The 17,660-nt window shown below is 60.5% G+C and carries 17 protein-coding genes and 1 pseudogene; 9 read left to right on the top strand and 9 right to left on the bottom strand.

Annotated elements, in window-relative coordinates; all coding sequences use genetic code 11:
• Positions 1-378 precede the first annotated feature (378 nt).
• Positions 379-1,479: a lipopolysaccharide biosynthesis protein gene (locus tag ACZCWR_RS33880; protein ID WP_487306447.1), complete on the bottom strand. Its 1,101-nt coding sequence runs from the start codon at positions 1,477-1,479 to the stop codon at positions 379-381.
• A 620-nt stretch (positions 1,480-2,099) separates the two neighbouring features.
• Complete coding sequence (locus tag ACZCWR_RS33875; protein WP_487306446.1) at positions 2,100-3,071, bottom strand: glycosyl hydrolase; 972 nt, start codon at positions 3,069-3,071, stop codon at positions 2,100-2,102.
• On the opposite strand from ACZCWR_RS33875, the gene ACZCWR_RS33870 reads away from it, so the two are divergent.
• Both ACZCWR_RS33870 and ACZCWR_RS33865 read left to right on the top strand, forming a co-directional pair.
• The gene (locus ACZCWR_RS33870; RefSeq protein ID WP_487306445.1) at positions 3,058-3,483 is read left to right on the top strand and encodes a hypothetical protein; all 426 of its coding nucleotides are present in this window, start codon (positions 3,058-3,060) and stop codon (positions 3,481-3,483) included. The genes ACZCWR_RS33875 and ACZCWR_RS33870 overlap by 14 nt on opposite strands.
• A 261-nt stretch (positions 3,484-3,744) precedes the next feature.
• The gene (locus tag ACZCWR_RS33865; RefSeq protein ID WP_487306444.1) at positions 3,745-5,190 is read left to right on the top strand and encodes an NAD-dependent succinate-semialdehyde dehydrogenase; all 1,446 of its coding nucleotides are present in this window, start codon (positions 3,745-3,747) and stop codon (positions 5,188-5,190) included.
• Positions 5,191-5,240: 50 nt separating this feature from the next.
• On the opposite strand, the gene betI is transcribed toward ACZCWR_RS33865, so the two are convergent.
• Positions 5,241-5,828 (bottom strand): transcriptional regulator BetI, encoded by a 588-nt coding sequence (betI, locus tag ACZCWR_RS33860; protein WP_487306443.1) that lies wholly within the window; start codon positions 5,826-5,828, stop codon positions 5,241-5,243.
• A gap of 109 nt (positions 5,829-5,937) precedes the next feature.
• Here betI and ACZCWR_RS33855 point away from each other — a divergent pair, with 109 nt between their 5' ends.
• The 4 genes and pseudogenes from ACZCWR_RS33855 to ACZCWR_RS33840 all read left to right on the top strand — a co-directional run bounded on the left by ACZCWR_RS33855 (position 5,938) and on the right by ACZCWR_RS33840 (position 9,300).
• Positions 5,938-6,954: a GlxA family transcriptional regulator gene (locus ACZCWR_RS33855; RefSeq protein WP_487306817.1), complete on the top strand. Its 1,017-nt coding sequence runs from the start codon at positions 5,938-5,940 to the stop codon at positions 6,952-6,954.
• A 42-nt stretch (positions 6,955-6,996) separates the two neighbouring features.
• Positions 6,997-7,695, top strand: a pseudogene (locus ACZCWR_RS33850) (GNAT family N-acetyltransferase); the annotation flags it as partial.
• 14 nt (positions 7,696-7,709) lie between these two features.
• Complete coding sequence (locus ACZCWR_RS33845) at positions 7,710-8,171, top strand: cupin domain-containing protein (protein ID WP_487306442.1); 462 nt, start codon at positions 7,710-7,712, stop codon at positions 8,169-8,171.
• A gap of 163 nt (positions 8,172-8,334) precedes the next feature.
• Entirely contained in the window at positions 8,335-9,300 is a 966-nt protein-coding gene (locus ACZCWR_RS33840) for a porin (protein WP_487306816.1), read from the top strand.
• A gap of 862 nt (positions 9,301-10,162) precedes the next feature.
• Here the strand turns inward: ACZCWR_RS33840 and bluB are convergent.
• Positions 10,163-10,813, bottom strand: coding sequence for a 5,6-dimethylbenzimidazole synthase (gene bluB, locus ACZCWR_RS33835; protein ID WP_487306441.1), 651 nt, complete (start codon positions 10,811-10,813; stop codon positions 10,163-10,165).
• Positions 10,814-10,962: 149 nt separating this feature from the next.
• Here bluB and ACZCWR_RS33830 point away from each other — a divergent pair, with 149 nt between their 5' ends.
• Both ACZCWR_RS33830 and ACZCWR_RS33825 read left to right on the top strand, forming a co-directional pair.
• Positions 10,963-11,298, top strand: a complete 336-nt coding sequence (locus tag ACZCWR_RS33830) for a hypothetical protein (RefSeq protein WP_487306440.1) — start codon at positions 10,963-10,965, stop codon at positions 11,296-11,298.
• Between the two features lie 38 nt (positions 11,299-11,336).
• Positions 11,337-13,451: a phosphocholine-specific phospholipase C gene (locus tag ACZCWR_RS33825; RefSeq protein WP_487306439.1), complete on the top strand. Its 2,115-nt coding sequence runs from the start codon at positions 11,337-11,339 to the stop codon at positions 13,449-13,451.
• 37 nt (positions 13,452-13,488) lie between these two features.
• Here the strand turns inward: ACZCWR_RS33825 and ACZCWR_RS33820 are convergent, their stop codons facing one another.
• The 5 genes from ACZCWR_RS33820 to ACZCWR_RS33800 all read right to left on the bottom strand — a co-directional run bounded on the left by ACZCWR_RS33820 (position 13,489) and on the right by ACZCWR_RS33800 (position 16,612).
• Positions 13,489-14,412 (bottom strand): LysR family transcriptional regulator, encoded by a 924-nt coding sequence (locus ACZCWR_RS33820; RefSeq protein ID WP_487306438.1) that lies wholly within the window; start codon positions 14,410-14,412, stop codon positions 13,489-13,491.
• A gap of 38 nt (positions 14,413-14,450) precedes the next feature.
• A complete protein-coding gene (locus ACZCWR_RS33815) occupies positions 14,451-15,011 on the bottom strand; it encodes an ester cyclase (protein ID WP_487306437.1) in 561 nt (186 codons plus the stop codon).
• Between the two features lie 156 nt (positions 15,012-15,167).
• Positions 15,168-15,470: a hypothetical protein gene (locus tag ACZCWR_RS33810; protein WP_487306436.1), complete on the bottom strand. Its 303-nt coding sequence runs from the start codon at positions 15,468-15,470 to the stop codon at positions 15,168-15,170.
• Positions 15,471-15,562: 92 nt separating this feature from the next.
• Positions 15,563-16,258 (bottom strand): FadR/GntR family transcriptional regulator, encoded by a 696-nt coding sequence (locus tag ACZCWR_RS33805; RefSeq protein ID WP_487306815.1) that lies wholly within the window; start codon positions 16,256-16,258, stop codon positions 15,563-15,565.
• Positions 16,259-16,405: 147 nt separating this feature from the next.
• Positions 16,406-16,612, bottom strand: coding sequence for a hypothetical protein (locus ACZCWR_RS33800; protein ID WP_488876532.1), 207 nt, complete (start codon positions 16,610-16,612; stop codon positions 16,406-16,408).
• Between the two features lie 4 nt (positions 16,613-16,616).
• Here ACZCWR_RS33800 and ACZCWR_RS33795 point away from each other — a divergent pair, with 4 nt between their 5' ends.
• Entirely contained in the window at positions 16,617-17,651 is a 1,035-nt protein-coding gene (locus tag ACZCWR_RS33795) for a substrate-binding domain-containing protein (protein WP_487306434.1), read from the top strand.
• Positions 17,652-17,660 lie beyond the last annotated feature (9 nt).

Raw genomic sequence — 17,660 nt, 5'->3', positions numbered from 1 at the left:
GTTGGTTTCGTCGAGTCGATCCGATATTTCGAGATGTTCGGATGCGAACATTCGGATGACTAAGCGAAGATGATGCTGCTGCGAAGCCGGAATGACGGACTAGGGAAAACCTTTAGGCCAAAGCGAACGAATTTCGCAAAGCAGACTTAAATAGTGGATTCCTCAAGGTTTTGGCAGCAAACCGCTTCATGCCACATCCGCGCGCCGCGACAATTCTTTTCCTTTGACGCGCGCACATGTTCGTTTTCGAGTGCATCCGCGCAACGCTTGCGCTTTCGCGAACGCAAAAAAGCCCGGGCGCATGTTGTCATGCGCCCGGGCTTTTTGCTGCTGTCAGTCAACGATCGCGCTTACGCGATCCGCTTGAAACTCGAATGCTTACTTCGGGTGATTCAGGATGAAGGCCTTGACCGCGTAGAAAGCTGCCTTCAGCGATTTGCCGTCGGATGCCATCAGGCCATAGTTGCCTTCGCTGTCGTCATACAGCTCGAACTGCTGGATCGATTGAACGTTGTACTTCGCCGCGACGTTGTAGTACTGCATCATCATCGTGGTGCCGGTCATGTAGGACGCGATCTGGTTGTTGTTGCCGAAGTCGGGACGCACGCCGTATTCGTTGATCCAGATCGGCTTGCCCATGGCCTGGAGCACGCCGAGCACATCGTGACAGCCCGTGCCGCCGCACGCGTTGGTGATGTTGCCTTCGTTCGAGTACCAGTGCCACGAGGTGATATCCCAGTTCACCGCCGGATGACCCGTGCTGCCGTCCGGCTGCGTGCCGCTGGCGAGCATCTGGAAGAACGCGTAGTGCAGCCACGTGCCACCCACGATGATCTTCGCCGACGAATTCACCGACTTCACGCCCGCGATCATGCCGCGAATCGCGCCGCGCGCCACCGTGAACGGCTGATTGTTGTAGTGCTGGTTGTACACGCCGTCGAAGTTGCCCGCGAGTGCGGCGGCTTCCAGTTCGTTGCCCACTTCGAAGTATTGATAGTTGTACGACTTCGCCACGATCTGACCGAGCGAGTAACCCGCGTTATAGGCGTCCTGCTCGCTGCCGTAGTTGTTGCCGACCATGATGACCGGATACATCTGCACGCCGCCCGCCGCGAACGTCGCCGCGCTCTTCGCCACCATGTTCGCGGACGACTGGCTGTACACATCGTTACGAACGATTTTCACGCCCAGGTCTTTCAACTGGTTCAGCATGGTGCCGGGCGTCACCTGATCGTATGCGCCGCCGTTGCTGACATGGGTGTTCATGCCGTAGAAGATCGAACCGTTCGTCGCTGCCTTCGCGGTGGATTCCGGCAAGTTGTCCGCGCTGGCGCTCTTGGCGGTGGCTTCGAGGGCGTTCTCGGTGCCGCCGCCGCAAGCGGCGAGCATCACGCTTGTGAGCAGGGCGGTGCCAAGCGCGGTGACTTTGCGCGCGGAGATCGTGGAGAGGAGGGCAGCGATTTGAGTACGATTCTTCATGGCAGTTAGCATTACTAAAGGTCGAACGCAACGCTTGAAAAATTTCCGGCTCAAGGCCTGGGTGTTTCAGCGAATGTCATGCTCCTGACCGGTTGAAGCGCATCGTTCGTCCGAGGCTTCACACACCAAAAAGTCTTGAGCACTCCGCATCAACCTGTCTTGTTCGGCTTGTTCGCGGCGCTCGATTCTGCCTAGCGCGGCACAAACTGCCAGATGGGTTGATCGCCGAAACCGCCCAGACGCACAGAAAATCAAGCAAGCGTTCTGGATGGCGGAGAGCAAACGATTGCGTTTGCTCGCGTGTGACCTTGTTGAGTAATCGCGAGATCGGCTCGAAGGTCCGCTATCTTTCGGTAATTAATGCGGGATGAAAGAGTTCGTAGAAATTGCCGATCTAAACTCACGAAATCGCAACTTCAGGGAAGGCTTTCCGATAACCGGGACAGCGGAATGAAGATTAACGGCTTTAAGTATGATTGTAAACGTACGTAACAGGAAAATTCGCTTGATCGTTGACGGCCGTGCAGCAAAGATTGCCACTTTTTCTGGCTGCGAAAAGACTTTTCTTTAGTCTGCAGAAACGAGGAATGAATTCCTAATTTTTATGAAGGAAGTATAAATTACCGTGGATTGATCGCAACGAACTGTTTGAATGAATCGTAGGCCGGTTTAGTGGTCACGCCATCGTTCTTCAAAAGGCCGTACGGACCTTCGCCGCCTGCCGGATCGTCATAGAGTTCGTAGATTTGAATGGACTCGACGTCATATTTACTGGCCACGCTCACGAACTGCGCCATCATCAGCGTGCCTGTCAAATACGTGGCGATCTGCTGATCCGATCCGTAAGTCGGCCGCACGCCGAATTCATTGATCCAAATAGGCTTGCCGAATTTCTGCAATTCCGCGAGCACGTCATGACAGCCGGTGCCGCCGCACGCATTCGTGATGTTATTCATGTTCGAATACCAATGCCACGCGGTAATGTCCCAACTCACGGCCGGATAACCCGCGCTGCCGTCGGGCTGCGTGCCGTTGGCGAGCATCTGCAGGAAGCCGTAGTGCAGCCACGTGTTGCCGCCCATCACGATGGTCGCGTTCGAGTCCACCGATTTCACGCCCGCGATCATGCCGCGAATCACACCGCGTGCGAGCTGGAATTTGGCGTTGTCGTATTGCTGCGGAGAAACGCCATCGACATTAGTGTTGATGACCGAGCCCGCCAGTTCGTTCGACACCTCGTAATAGGCATAGCGGTAGGCGGTCGCGGTTTGCTGGCCGAGCGTGAAGCCTGCGTTATAGCCATCCGTTTCCGTGTTGATGTCGCTGATGCCCTTGAGCATGACCGGATAGATCGTCACGCCGCCTGCGGCCATCGTCCGTGCGATACCAGCGAGTTTGTTCGCGCTCGCCAGGTTATAGACCTCGTTGCGATACACCTTGATGCCAAGATCCTGCAATTGCTGAAGCTGCAGAGCCGGGCTCGAGATGTCGTAGGCGCCGCCTTCGTTGTTGTGCCCGTTCGCGCCGTAGAAAAACTTGGCCGTCGATGCCGGCGCGCCGCCGCTCACGGACGAGCCCGTGCCCGATGACACATTCGTGCTGCCGCTCGTCGTCGAACCGGTCGATGTCGTGCCGAGATTCGCACTCGGGCTCGACAAATCGGAACTGGTCGGCGCAGCCGCCGCGCCTGCCGCACTCGCTGCGCTTGCCGCACTTGCTGCGCTCGCATCGCTTGCGCTGCTGCTCGTGGTGGTGGCCGCCGTGCCCGCGCGCGCCGTGTTCGCGTCGGCGGTCGAGCCGCTGCCGCCGCCACCGCCGCCCCCGCACGCGGCAAGCAACACGCCCATCGCGAGCGCGCAAGCAGTCCGGCGCGCGTGGCATCGGACATCGGAAAAGATCAATGCGTTGACGAAGTCGATCATGTCGTTCGGGCAACTAATTAGTCAGGCGGATGGCGTGTCCACGAAGCAGGCGTGCAGCGCCCGGTGTTCCGCGCGCGGATGACGGGCATCGACCTTCGGCCCGCGATGCGGCGGGCGATGTGGAGAGATAAGCGACGGCGCAAACAGCGCGTTCTATGAGGGTTTACGGCAGCGGGTTTGCGAACTTGAACGCTCGTGCGATGGGTTCGCGCAGGCGCGCGCGCAAGGCTCGTCTGAGCGAAAAGCACGCAGATGAGGCAACATATTCAGGTTTTGCGACGCGCGCGCCCGCGTCGGCCGAAGCGGGCGAGACGCGCGAGCAATGTCCAACCGGAGGTCATAAATGGCAACAGCAGGCTACTCGGACACACGCCTTTTCATCGACGGCGAGTGGTGTGATGCCCAGTCCGGCGAAACGATCAACGTCCTGAGTCCCGCCACGGGCGACGTGATCGGCACCGTCGCGCGCGCGGGCACGCAGGATCTGGAACGCGCGGTGGCGGCATCGAAACGGGGCTTCGCGACGTGGCGCAAACTCACCGCGATCGAACGCGCGCAGACCATGCGCAAAGCCGCCGCGCTGATCCGCGAACGGGCAGACTCCATCGCGCGCCTGATGACGCAAGAGCAGGGCAAGCCGCTGGCGGAATCGCGCATCGAAGTGAATTCGGCGGCGGATATCATCGAATGGTTCGCGGATGAAGGCCGCCGCGTGTATGGCCGCATTGTGCCGCCGCGCAATATCAATGCGTCGCAGACGGTGGTGAAGGAACCGGTCGGTCCGGTCGCTGCGTTCACGCCGTGGAATTTCCCGGTCAATCAGGTCGTGCGCAAACTATGCGCGGCGCTGGCCACGGGTTGTTCGTTCATCGTGAAGGCGCCGGAAGAAACACCCGCATCGCCCGCCGAACTCATTCGTGCATTCGCGGATGCCGGCGTGCCGAAGGGCGTCGTGCAACTCGTGTATGGCGATCCGCCGCAGATTTCGCAATTCCTGATCGCGCATCCGGATATCCGCAAGGTCACGTTCACCGGGTCCACGGCGGTCGGCAAGCAACTCGCGGCGCTCGCGGGCCAGCACATGAAGCGCGCGACCATGGAACTCGGCGGCCATGCGCCGGTGATCGTCGCGGAAGATGCGGACGTGGAACTGGCCGTGAAGGCATCGGGTGCGGCGAAGTTCCGCAATGCGGGACAAGTGTGCATCTCGCCGACGCGTTTCCTCGTGCACAACAGCATTCGGCAGGACTTCATCGCGGCGCTCGTCAAGCATGCGGAAAGCCTGAAAGTGGGCGATGGCCTCGCCGATGGCACCACCCTCGGCCCGCTCGCCAATGCGCGCCGGCTGACGGCCATGAGCAAGATCATCGACGATGCGCGCAAGACGGGCGCGACCATCGCCACGGGTGGCGAGCGTATCGGCAGCGCAGGCAATTTCTTCGCGCCGACGGTCATCACCGATGTGTCGCTGGAAGCCGATGTGTTCAACTCGGAGCCGTTCGGCCCGATCGCGGCGGTGCGCGGTTTCGATTCGCTGGAAGAAGCCATCGCCGAGGCAAATCGTCTGCCGTACGGTCTCGCGGGCTATGCATTCACGCGCGGCTTCAAAAACGTGCATACGCTTACGAATCAGCTTGAAGTCGGCATGCTTTGGATCAATCAGCCCGCCACGCCCTGGCCTGAAATGCCGTTCGGCGGCGTGAAGGATTCGGGTTATGGCTCGGAAGGCGGACCGGAAGCGTTGGAACCGTATCTCGTGTCGAAGTCGGTCACGGTGATGGCGGTCTGATCGCTTCACCACGCATGGCAAACGCGGCACGCTTCGGCGTGCCGTTTTTTTTATCCACGCGCCTCAAGCATGAGGTCGATGTAATCGTAAGCCAGACGTAACGCGCTTTTGGTATCGAACGGCTCGCCGGACAATGCGCCGCGCAGCCATAAACCATCGATGAGCGCAGCAAGCCCGGACGCCGCGCGCCGCGCCGCAGGCTTGCTCAGCACGCGCGAAAAGTCCGCGCACAGATTGGAAAAGAGCCGCCGCGTGTTGACATGCTGCAAGCGTCGCAACTCGGCCTTGTGCATGCTTTCCGACCAGAACGCGAGCCACGTTTTCATGACCGGCCCGTTCACCTGTTCCACATCGAAATTCGCCGCGACGACCGCGCGCAGCTTCGAACGCGGGTCCGGCTTCGCGGCCTTGCGCCGCCGCGACGTGGCCTGCCAGAGATCGCGCAGAACGTGCCGCATGGTGGCTTCGAGCAGGCCGTCCTTATCCCCGAAGTAATGACTCACGATACCCGTGGACGTGCTCGCGCGCTGCGCCACCGAGGCGAGCGTGGCGCCGGAAAGCCCCACCTGATCGATGGTGAGCAGCGTGGCGTCGATGAGTTGCGCGCGGCGCACTTCGCGCATTCCGACCTTGGGCATGGTGACCTCGATGCTGTATCCGGGATAGCCAGAATGTCTCACGACATTTTTGACATGGTATGGTTTTTATATTGAACGGTCAATCAATAAAAGGTTTTTTCATATGACGATGAACCAAGACCGCACCGCGTCCCTCACGCACTTCGCCTTCATGCTGCTTCCGAACTTCACGTTGATTGCGTTGACGACGGCAATCGAAGTGCTTCGGATGGCGAACTATGTTAGCGGCACCGAACGTTATCGATGGTCGCTCGTTAGTCCAGATGGTGGTCCGGTCGAAGCGAGCAGCGGGCTTTCGCTCGACACGCATCCCATGCAGCAAACGGAAGTGCCCGATATCGTGTTCGTCGTCGGAGGAATCGATGTACAGCGCGCGACGTCGCCGCAACATCTCGCGACGTTGCGTGGTATCGCGCGTGGCGGCAGTGTGCTGGGCGGATTGTGCACCGGCTCATACGCACTCGCGCGCGCCGGTTTGCTCACTGGCTACGCCTGCGCGATCCACTGGGAAAACCTCTCAGCATTAAAGGAAGAATTCCCCGAAACGCGCTTTCTGCGCGAGCTTTTCGTGATCGACCGCGACCGCGTGACCTGTTCGGGCGGCGTCGCGCCATTGGACATGATGCTCAATCTGATCGCGCCCGCAGTCGGTGTCGCGCGCATCACGCAGATTGCGCAGCAACTCATCGTCGATCGTGTTCGAGACCGCGAGGCGCAACAGAATTTCCCGCTCGTCGCGCGGCTCGGCTCGGCCAACAAGTCGCTGTTCGAAGTCTTCTCGCTGATGGAGAACAACATCGAAGAGCCGCTTTCGCCCGAAGAACTCGCGCGTTTCGCGGGCATGTCGCAACGGCATTTGCAGCGGCTGTTCAGCGATCACGTCGGTCTTTCACCGATGCACTTCTATCTGAACCTGCGCCTGCGCCGCGCGCGCGAATTGCTTTTGCAAACCGATATGTCGATCATGGAAATCACGGTAGCATGCGGCTTTCGATCCGCATGTCATTTCTCGAAGGCGTATCGCGAAGCATTCGGCGCGGCGCCGTCCGTCGAGCGGCGCAAGCAGACGCCCGCGTTCGCGACGGTACGCGAGACACACCCGGCCGCCGCGCTCGCGCTTTGCTGAACGTGTACGGTCGCGCCTTCGTATTCAAGGAGCTTGGGGCAGATGGCAAGAACGAACGAAACAGGACAACCCATCGGCGATACCGTGCCGGACTGGACGCCGCGCGAACGGCCCGCGCGCATTGTGATCGAGGGTACGCACTGCAATCTCGAACCTCTGTCCGTCGAGCAGCACGCAACCGATCTCTTCGATGCCTATTCGCAAGCGTCCGATGCCAGCGACTGGACGTATCTGTTCGTCGGACCATTCACCGAATTCCATGCGTTTCGCGAGTATCTGGCGAAGGCCGCGCAATCCGCTGATCCGCTGCACTACGCGGTCATTGACCGTGCGACGGGCCGCGCGGTCGGCACGCTCGCGCTGATGCGCATAGAACCCGTGCATGGCGTGATCGAAGTGGGCAGCGTCACGTTTTCGCCGCGCCTCAAGCAAACGCGCATCTCCACCGAAGCGCAGTTTCTGCTGATGCGCTATGCGTTCGACACGCTTGGTTATCGCCGCTACGAATGGAAATGCGACAGTCTCAACGCGCCTTCGCGCAAGACCGCGCAACGGCTCGGCTTCGAGTTCGAAGGCATCTTTCGACAGGCGATCGTCTACAAGGGGCGCAACCGCGATACGGCGTGGTACGCGATCATCGACCGCGACTGGCCGCGCGTAAAAAGCGCGTTCGAACGCTGGCTCGCCGACGATAATTTCGATGCGAACGGCAAGCAGCGTGCATCGCTCGCTCACTTGCGCGACGGCTGACCATCATGCCGAAGATCGATCTCGCGAGCGTGCCGAAGCGTATCGGCTCCGGCTATCCGCCGCCGTTCGATGCGCCGTGCGCCGATCGTATCCGTCAACGTCTCGGCGATGCGGGTGGCCTCAACGATTTCGGCGTCAACCTCATGGTCTTGCCGCCGGGAAACTGGTCCGCGCAACGTCACTGGCATTCGCACGAGGATGAGTTCGTCTACGTGCTGGAAGGCGAGGTCGTGCTTGTCGAGGACGAAGGCGAAACCATTCTGCGCGCAGGCGATTGCGCGGCGTTTCCAAAGGGCACGGGCAACGGGCATCACATGATCAACCGGTCATCGCGCGCGGCGGTGTATCTGGAAGTCGGTTCGCGCGTGTATGAAGACCTCACGACCTGTTCCGATGTGGACATGATGAGCGCGAACGCCGATGGCCGTTTCGTGCACAAGGACGGGTCGGCCATCGACGGCGCATAGATCCATTTAAGCGGCGGGAATGGTGTTGCGGCGCTGACCAAATGTTTTCTGCGCATAGTGCGAACCGCATAGAATGCACGCCGTCATCGGCCGATTTCTACGGGGTTCACGCTTGCGCTTCCCTTTCATTCGCACCGCCTTTCTTCCGCTGATCCTTCACGCGATGCCGGTCTGCGCGCAAAGCTCGGTGACGCTGTACGGCAGTCTCGATACCAGCATCGAAGTGACTAATCCGGGTGCGGGTTATGTGGCGCGCATGGACTCGGGCGCGTATCGCGGCTCGCGCTTCGGGTTGCGCGGGTCGGAGGATATCGGCGGCGGCAACACGCTGCTGTTCGAGCTTGAAAGCGGCTTCAGTTCCGCGGATGGCACGCTCGCCGTCGCCAATACCATCTTCAACCGGCAGGCATGGATCGGCGCGGGTGGCGACTGGGGCGCCGTGCGCGCGGGGCGTCAGTATTCGCCGATCTACATCCCCTTCAAAGGACAACTCGATGCGTTCGGTGCGGGCACCATTGCATCGGGTCTCGACAACCTTTCGAAGATCACCCCTTACGAGAGCGATGCGATCACCTATCTGTCGCCCGACATTCACGGCTTCACGACGACGCTCATGATCTCGCTGCGCGATGGCACGACGGATGGCAACGGGCTCGCGGGTTCTATCGAAACGTTCGACTATCGCAATGGTCCGCTGCATGTGTCGTACGCGCATCAGCAAACGAATGGCGATGGTGCGTTGCGGGCGAATCTTGGTGGTGTGTCGTATGTGGTTGGGCCGGTGACGAGCTATCTATCGTTCTTTAATGGCGATGGTGGCGCGCCGCGTTATCACAGTGATGGGGCTTCCGTTTCAGCGTTGTATGCGGTGACTTCGAGGTTGCGGGCGTCGCTTGGTTATACGTATTTGCGTGATCGCTCTGGTGGTGACAATAACGCTGACCAGTTCAGCGCGGCGTGTGAGTACGATATGTCGAAGCGGCTTCTGCTCTACGCTAGCGCGGGTTGGTTGCGTAATCGGGGGGGCGCTACTTTTACGCTGCGCGGCGTTAATGTGACTGGGTTGACGCCTTCGTATGCGGGTGCGCCGGTGCGGGGGGTGCAGGTTGGGGTGTTGGATCGGTTTTGAGTTTTTTCTTGTTGTGCAAGGGGCTGCTTCTGTTTGTGTCTTTATTGCAGTAGCCGCCTCCCCGGCGGGGGGGTAACTTTCTTTGCTGCTGCAAAGAAAGTCACCAAAGAAAGCAGCTTTTTACCCCATGCACGCTGGCTGGAGAGGGTTGGTCTGGATTAACGATACAGTGGCCGCAATAGGACTTTCCACGCATAACAAGTCGCTTAGGCAACCTCGCGATTTCGCGCTTGAGTAATCAACGCTTAGTGGACCGCGCTCATTCTTTCGGCCATGCGCTTCGCGCGCCGAGAACGTAAGAACGGAACCCCGCAGCGTATAAGCGCCCAGCCACATCACACTTAGCCGCAAGATTGCTATTCGGCCCAACCTTGGTTAGCGCTTCGACGCTTAGCCACGCGCAGTCGCAGGCACAATCCCCAGATCGGCGCTAGTGCCGCGTTGGTGTTTTATTTTCAGTCGGAGCACTGACGAACGTAGGGCCGAATAGCAATACAGCGATGACGCGTGGGGAGGCTGGGCACGCATATGCTGCGGGATTCCGTTCTAAAGTTCTCGGCGCGCGCAGCGCATGGCCGAAAGCATGAATGCGGACCACTAAGACCAAAGGATTCGAGCGCGTAATCGCGAGGTTGCCCACGTGCTTAGCGAAACGTAGGACATCCTATTGCGGCCACTGCATCATTAATCCAGACCAACCCTTTCCAGCCAGCGAGCATGGTGTAAAAAGCTGCTTTCTTTGGTGACTTTCTTTGCAGCAGCAAAGAAAGTTACCCCCCCGCCGGGGAGGCGGCTACTGCAATAAAAGCCCAGAAAACAGCAGCCCTTTGCACGAAAAAAGAATCCCCAGAACCAGCGCCAGCTAACCCTTAACCCCACGCCAAACATTCTCAAACACACATTCATCGATCCCACGCCGCGTCGCCCAACGCTCCGTCTCGAGCATAGGTGCATCATAAAAGCGCTCGACATGGCCCACGCACAAAATCGCCACGGCACGCGCACCCTCCGGCATATGCAGCAATTCACCGACCTCACGCGGATCAAACAGCGACACCCACCCCAACCCCAACCCCTCCGCCCGCGCCGCAAGCCACATGTTCTGAATCGCGCAAGCCACCGACGCAAGATCCATCTCCGGCAGCGTGCGCCGCCCAAACACGTAACGCTCGCGATCTTCCATCAACGCCATCACCAGCACTTCAGCGCACTCGCGCAAACCTTCCACCTTCAGCTTCATGAAAGCATCACGCCGTTCACCGAGCGCGTCCGCAGTGCGCAGACGTTCCTGTTCCACTGCTTCGAGAAGCTGCCCGCGCAGCGAAGCGCTCGTGATCCGCACGATCCGCCAAGGCTGCATAAACCCCACGCTAGGCGCATTCAAAGCACTATCGATCACCCGCGCCATGACGGCAGGCGCAACCGCCTCCCGCGTGAAATGCCGCATATCGCGTCGTTCGCGTATCGCGCGATAAACCGCTTCGCGTTCGGCGTCACTGAATGCCTGATCCATGTATCTTGATGTCGATGAAATAACGGTGTAAGCGATGAAAGCCCTTTCACCCCGCGATCATATATTGCCGCCCAGTCACATTCCTTACACAAGTGGCGGATAAGCTTCGAGCGCTTCTCGTGGAACAGCCCCAAGCGCCGGAGAACATCATGTCGATTGTCCCAGCGCGTCACGCCTTCGTGGCGCTTTTCGTCGTGTGCACATGCGCAACCGTTGCCGCATGCGGTCAGGCACAGACGGGCGATGCGAACGCATCGCCGACACAATCGGCTTCCGCGAGCGGCAAGGACGCATCGCAAGCGTATCAGCCGAATCAGCTTCAAAGAAACGAGCTTCAGGACTGGGCTCGTCAGGCCACGTCCACTGAATCACCTCACACCGCATCGGCCGCACCTAAAGATGCACTCGATGCGGCCAGTCAAGCCGCCGTCGCGCGGACTGCGTCCGATGCACTGGCGACACCGGTGATTCACACGGTCGATTAGCACTTCAAACCCACAATTCCACGCTTTCCACGAGACGCATGACAACCAAGAACCGACGTGAATTCCTGCGCGCGAGCCTTGAAACGGCCGCCGCCGCCACCGCAATGAGCGTGATGCCGCTGGGCATCCGCCAGGCTCTTGCGATCCCCGCCAACAATCGCCACGGCTCGATCGAGGATATCGAGCACATCGTCGTGCTGATGCAGGAAAACCGCTCCTTCGATCACTACTTCGGCAGCCTGCGCGGCGTGCGCGGCTACGGCGACAAGGCGGCGGTCACGCGGTCCAACGGCAAGACGGTGTTCAGTCAGCCGCTTCTCGGCGGCGCAGCGGAACTGCTGCCGTTCCATCCGGGCGCATCGAACCTCGGCCTGCAATTCATTCAGGATTTGCCGCACGACTGGCCCACGGGTCAACAAGCGTTCAACGGCGGCCGTTACGATGGCTGGGTGCCCGCCAAGGGCACCACGACGATGGCCTATCTGCGCCGCGACGACATCCCGTTCCACTATCAACTCGCCGATGCGTTCACCATCTGCGACGCATATCACTGCTCGACCAATACCTCGACGGACCCGAACCGCTACTACATGTGGACCGGCTGGGTTGGCAACGATGGCAGCGGCGGCGGCCCGGTCATCGACAATGCGGAAGTGGGTTATGGCTGGTCCACGTTCCCGGAAGTGCTGGAACGCGCGGGCATCTCGTGGAAGATCTATCAGGACGAAGGCGAAGGACTGGATGCGAAGGGTTCGTGGGGCTGGACGGGCGATAACCCATATATCGGCAATTACGGCGACAACTCGCTGCTGTACTTCACGCAATACCAGAACGCGCAGCCCGGCAGCCCGCTCTATGAGAAAGCGCGTCGCGGCACGACTGCGCTGACCGGCGACGACTACTTCCGCATTCTCAAGCAGGACGTGCAGAACAATTCGCTGCCGCAAGTTTCGTGGATCGTCGCGCCGGAAGCGTTTTCCGAGCATCCGAACTGGCCCGCGAACTATGGCGCTTGGTATGTCGATCAGGTCTTGCAGGTGCTCACGTCGAATCCCGATCTGTGGAGCAAGACCGCGCTGCTCATCAATTACGACGAAAACGATGGCTTCTTCGATCACGTCGTGCCCGCGTTCCCGCCTGCATCGAGTGCGAACGGCTTGTCCACGGTGAGCACGGCCAACGAAATATTCCCCGGCAGTGCGAAGTATGCGACCGGCAACTACGGTCTCGGCGCGCGCGTGCCGATGCTCGTCGTGTCGCCGTGGTCGCGCGGCGGATGGGTCTGCTCGGAAACGTTCGATCATACGTCGGTGATTCGCTTCATCCAGAAGCGCTTTGGACGCCAGCACGATCTGGCCGAGCCGAACATCACGCCGTGGCGTCGTGCAGTGTGCGGCGATCTGACGTCCGCGTTCGACTTCCGCAATCCGAACGGCCGCCTGCCGACGCTGCCGAGCACGACCGGCTACGCACCACCGGACAAACTTCGGCATCCCGACTATATTCCGGTGCCGCCGGTGGCCCAGGCCTTGCCGCAGCAGGAACCGGGCGTGCGTCCGTCGCGTGCGTTGCCGTATGAGTTGTTCGTGCGCTCGCATGCCGAGAAATCGGGCGAGGGCGTGACCTTCGATTTCATCAATACCGGCGATGCAGGCGCGGTCTTCCTGCTCTATCGCAACGCCAGCACGGATGCACCGCGCACCTACACGGTGGAAGCACACAAGCGTCTGAAGGATCAGCTCACCGCGAATCAGGACGGCACGTACGATTTCACCGTGCACGGTCCTAACGGTTTTCTGCGTCGCGTCGCGGGCACGGCAAGCGCGCATGCGAACCAGTGGTCGAAGGAGCAGGCGGTTCCGGTGGTCGCGGAAGGTTATGACGTGGCGAACGGCAACCTGCAACTGCGGCTGGAAAATCGCGGTTCCGCTGCGTGCGTGTTCACCGTCGTGAATGCCTACGATGCGTCGAAGACCATCACGAAGCGCGTCGCGGGCGGCAACACGGCGCAGGTCTATCTCGACTTGCGCGGTGCTTATGGCTGGTACGACGTCGAAGTGAAGGTCAGCACGGATGCAACGTTCGTGCGCCGGCTCGCGGGTCGCGTGGAAACGGGGCGCGACAGCATGAGCGACCCGGCCTTCTGCAGTTGATGATGTGAAGCAAGGGCGGCGCGCAATGCGTCGCCCTTCAGCCTAAATACGGCTCCAATTCGCTCGTTGCTTGGGCGAAGCGTTCGCTCAGATCATCGAGCAACGCGCGCACACGCGGCGCCATGTACGGACGCCGCTGATACAGCGCATGCACGGGCACATCCGGCGTGCGCCATTCGGGCAGCACCATCCGCAGACGATCGGCCTTCAGATCAGCGCCGATATCCCACACCGATTTCATCGCGATGCCGTGACCTTCCAGCGCCCATTGCCGCGCGAGCGCGCCATCGTTGGTTTCGCGCGCCTGAGCGATCGACGCGCTGAACGCGTGCGTTTCGCCATCGCGTGCAAAGCGCCATTCGTTCGCGACGCCCGCCGCCGACGACAGCAACACGAAGCGATGCCCCGCCAGCGCATCGATGCTCTCCGGCACACCATGCGCCTCCAGATAAGCAGGCGACGCGCACAACGCCCGGCGATTCGGCGCCATGCGCTTCGCGATCATCGTGCTGTCGGCGGGCACGCCGAAGCGGATCGCCAGATCGATATCGTCCTGCAAAAGATGCGCGAGCGAATCCGACAACGTGAGCGCGATGCTGACTTCAGGATGCCGCGCGTTGAAGGCATCGAGCCATCCGCGCAGCACGTGTCGCCCGAAGTCCGATGTCGCCGAGACGCGCAGCTTGCCGCTCACTACCGCGCGGCCGGCTTGCAGCGCGGTGTGGGCATCGTCGAGTGTTTGAAGGGCGTGCTGGCAGTGCGCGAGATACGTGCGGCCTTCGTCGGTGAGTCTGAGGCTGCGCGTGGTGCGCTCGAACAGCGTGGTGTTCAGCGCGGCTTCGAGACGCACGAGCCGCGCGCTCGCGGCCGCAGGCGAGAGATCGAGCTTGCGCCCCGCAGCGGACAGACTGCCCAGCGCGGCTGCTTCCACGAACAGCCGGATATCACCCAGATTGTCCACGCGCTTCGGCTCCCGTTCCGATTCATGCGACGCCGCGATCATACCGCGCACTTATTAGCGACGACGCCAAGCTGCTGCAGGAACGTGAGGTTGTCTTCGAGATGCCAGTTGTCGGTGATCTTGCCGTCGCGCACGCGATAGATATCCGTCGCGATGAAATCGACCGGCTGGCCCTTGCCCTGCACGCCGTTGAACGTGCCCGTGAAATGCCCCGTGAAGCGCAAATGCGTGATGACGCGATCGCCCGTCACGATCATCTGTTCGACGGAAGCGTGGACGTCCGACACCGCAGCATGAAATCCTTTCGATGCAGCCAGCGGTCCTTCGATACCTTGCGGACGTCCCGGCGGCAACGTGCGATCTGTGAACGTGGCGGCGAGTGCTTCGCGGGCTTGCGCTTCGTCGCCGGTGGTCCAAAACGTGTCATAGAGACGCGCGGCGCGAATCTGCTGATCCGCTTGATGCTTCGACAAACTTTTATCGACGATGAGCGTTTGCGGCTTGACCAGATTGTTGTCGATGGACGCATTGGCGGAAACAGCAAACAACGTGACGCCGACAGCAGCCAGAACGGTACGTGCGATGGATTTGAAGGACATGATCTTCTCCTCTGAAGATAGCTCCGAAGGCGGCGCACGCTATGAAGTTGCGAAGCGCCGTGCAATGAAGCCATTCTGCTTTCAACCACGCGACTTGATAATTGAGCCGCGAGTTGAATGATCTTCAAGGAAAACTGAAAAGTCCTTCGAGCGCGGTTACAGCCCTTGCGCGTTGCCGTTCGGCGTCGCTTGGCCCGAATTGCTGTTGCCCTTGTCCAGACGTGGCTGCATGCCGCCCGAGCCTTGCGTCGTGCCCACGCCCGCGGCGCTTGTCCCATTTGATACGCCGCCGCGCGAATCGGTGCCCAGCGCAGGATCGGCAGGCGAATCCTTCGCGGACGGGTTGACCGTCATCGCGCCGCGGCTTGCGCCGGGCTGCGTTTGCGCGCCTTCTGCATAGACACTTCCCGCAAGCGCGGTCATCAAAAGCGAAAGGGCGAGTTTGCTGAGCGTTTTCATCGTGATGTCTCCCGGATCGATGACGCCGAACGCGGCGTCTCCCACATCACTCGCGCAAACGCCGTTCCGCAGACAAAGCACGGGCGTGCGAATCAATCGGCAAACAAGCGGCGATGCACATTGCGCAGATGCGCGCGCATTGCGTTCTTGGCGGCGCGTGCATCGCGATTGAGGATTGCTTCGCCGATCTTCTGATGATCGGCGTTCATGGCGACTGGAATATGCGGGTCCGCGTAATAGGTTTCGAGGTGCGTGAACATCGGGCTATAGCGCTTGTTCCAGAGCACGGTCATCACATCGGTGAGCACGGCATTGCCGGTCATCTCGCTGATGTGAAGATGGAACCGCTTGTCTTCGTCGAGGAAAGCCGCGTTATGCACCGATTGCGTTTCCAGCTTGGAGAGAATGCGCGTGAGCGTGCGGCGCTGCTTGTCGGTGCCGTTCTTTGCGGCGAGCGCGGCAATTTCTCCTTCGATCATCGCGCGAGCGGACAAAAGGTCAGCCGCACTGAACGACGCCTCGGCGTCTTCCTCGGCGAGCGTGGCCTGCGCGGCATCTGCTTCGCGCACGAACACGCCCGTGCCGGTGCGTATCTCCACGCGGCCCGCGATTTCGAGCGCGATCAGCGCTTCACGCACCGACGACCGCCCGACACCCAGTTGCCGCGCCAGATCGCGCTCGGCAGGTAACGCCTGTCCCGGCTCGTAAGTGCCGTTATCGATCAGACCGATCAGCAGGTTCGAAATCTTCAGGTAGAGGCGCTCGGACTTGAGGTTCGGCAGGTCCATCGGCAGGTTCATTCGCGCATCCTTACCCGTTTCGTTCATCGTTCGTTAATCGAATTGCACGACCCCGAGGCAGTCGTTATACTGCCTCGGCGGTCTGGTGGCCTGACCACTGCATCAAGCATGTCATTGGCCTGACCGCAGACACATTCACTGGCGAGAGGCCAGGCAGCGTTTTGAAAGCATAGCATCGGCAATTACGCGGATGCGCTCTTGCAAAGGCGTGCTCATGATGATGTCGTTCCCCTTCGCTTCCTGTCTGTCGCCGTCTTTGCACGCCCGCATTCCATCGCTTCGAATACGCTGAGCGGAACCACGCTCGCCCGCAGCAAAGCCAAAAATCAAAACAGGAGACAAGCCGATGTTCCGTTCAGGACTCAAGACCGCGCTCGCTTGCGCGCTCGTTTCAGGCATGACCGCAGGCGTGGCGCACGCGCAAGTCGCCACGGGCGACACCTCGCAAAAGAAGATCGCGCTTTCGAACAGTTTTGCTGGCAACGCGTGGCGTCAGTCGATGCTCAAGAGCTGGAACGCGGTTTCGCAGCAGGCGGTGAGCGACAAGAAGATCGCCGCCGCGCCCGCGTTCACCACCGCCGAGAATCAGGTCACCGAGCAGGCGCAGCAGGTGCAGAACCTTATTTTGCAGGGCTATAACGCCATCGTCATCGATGCCGTGTCGCCCACGGCGCTCAATGGCACCATCAAGAAAGCGTGCGCGGCGGGCGTGGTCGTCGTGTCGTTCGATGGCATCGTGGACGAGCCGTGCGCGTATCGCGTGAACTTCGATTTCAAGGGCTGGGCCGAGCAGGGCGTGGATTTCTTGGCCGAACGTCTGAACGGCAAGGGCAATATTCTGGAAGTGCGCGGCGTGGCGGGCATCTCGGTGGATAACCTCATGCACGAAGGCGTGATCGATGCCATGAAGAAGCATCCCGGCATGAAGCTGGTCGGTTCCGTGAATGGCGACTGGACGCAATCCGTCGCGCAGAAAGCGGTCGCGGGCATTCTGCCGACGCTCCCGCAAGTCGATGGCGTGGCGACCGAAGGCGAGATGTCGTTCGGCATCGCGCAGGCGTTCAAGGCGGCGAATCGTCCGGCACCGCCGATGATCATCGGCAGCACGTATCCCGAGCTTCAATGGTGGAACGAGCAAACGAAAAGCGGCTATCAATCGCGTTCGCTGTCGAATCCGCCGGGCGCAGTGAGCTTTGCATTCTGGGTCGCGCAGCAAGTGCTCGCGGGCAAGAAGATCCCCAAGGAAGTAACGATCAACGTGCCGCTGCTCGCCATCTCGCAACAGGAGTTGCCGGCGAAGCTCGCGGCCACGCCACCGGGCGGCATCGCGGATGTCACCTACACGCTGCCGCAAACCGTCGCGCTGCTCGACAAGAAATAAGCGCTGCAT

Source organism: Caballeronia sp. A2-2, assembly GCF_057612605.2.
Note: the sequence above shows the minus strand (reverse complement) of the source record. Positions and strands in the feature narration are given on the sequence as shown.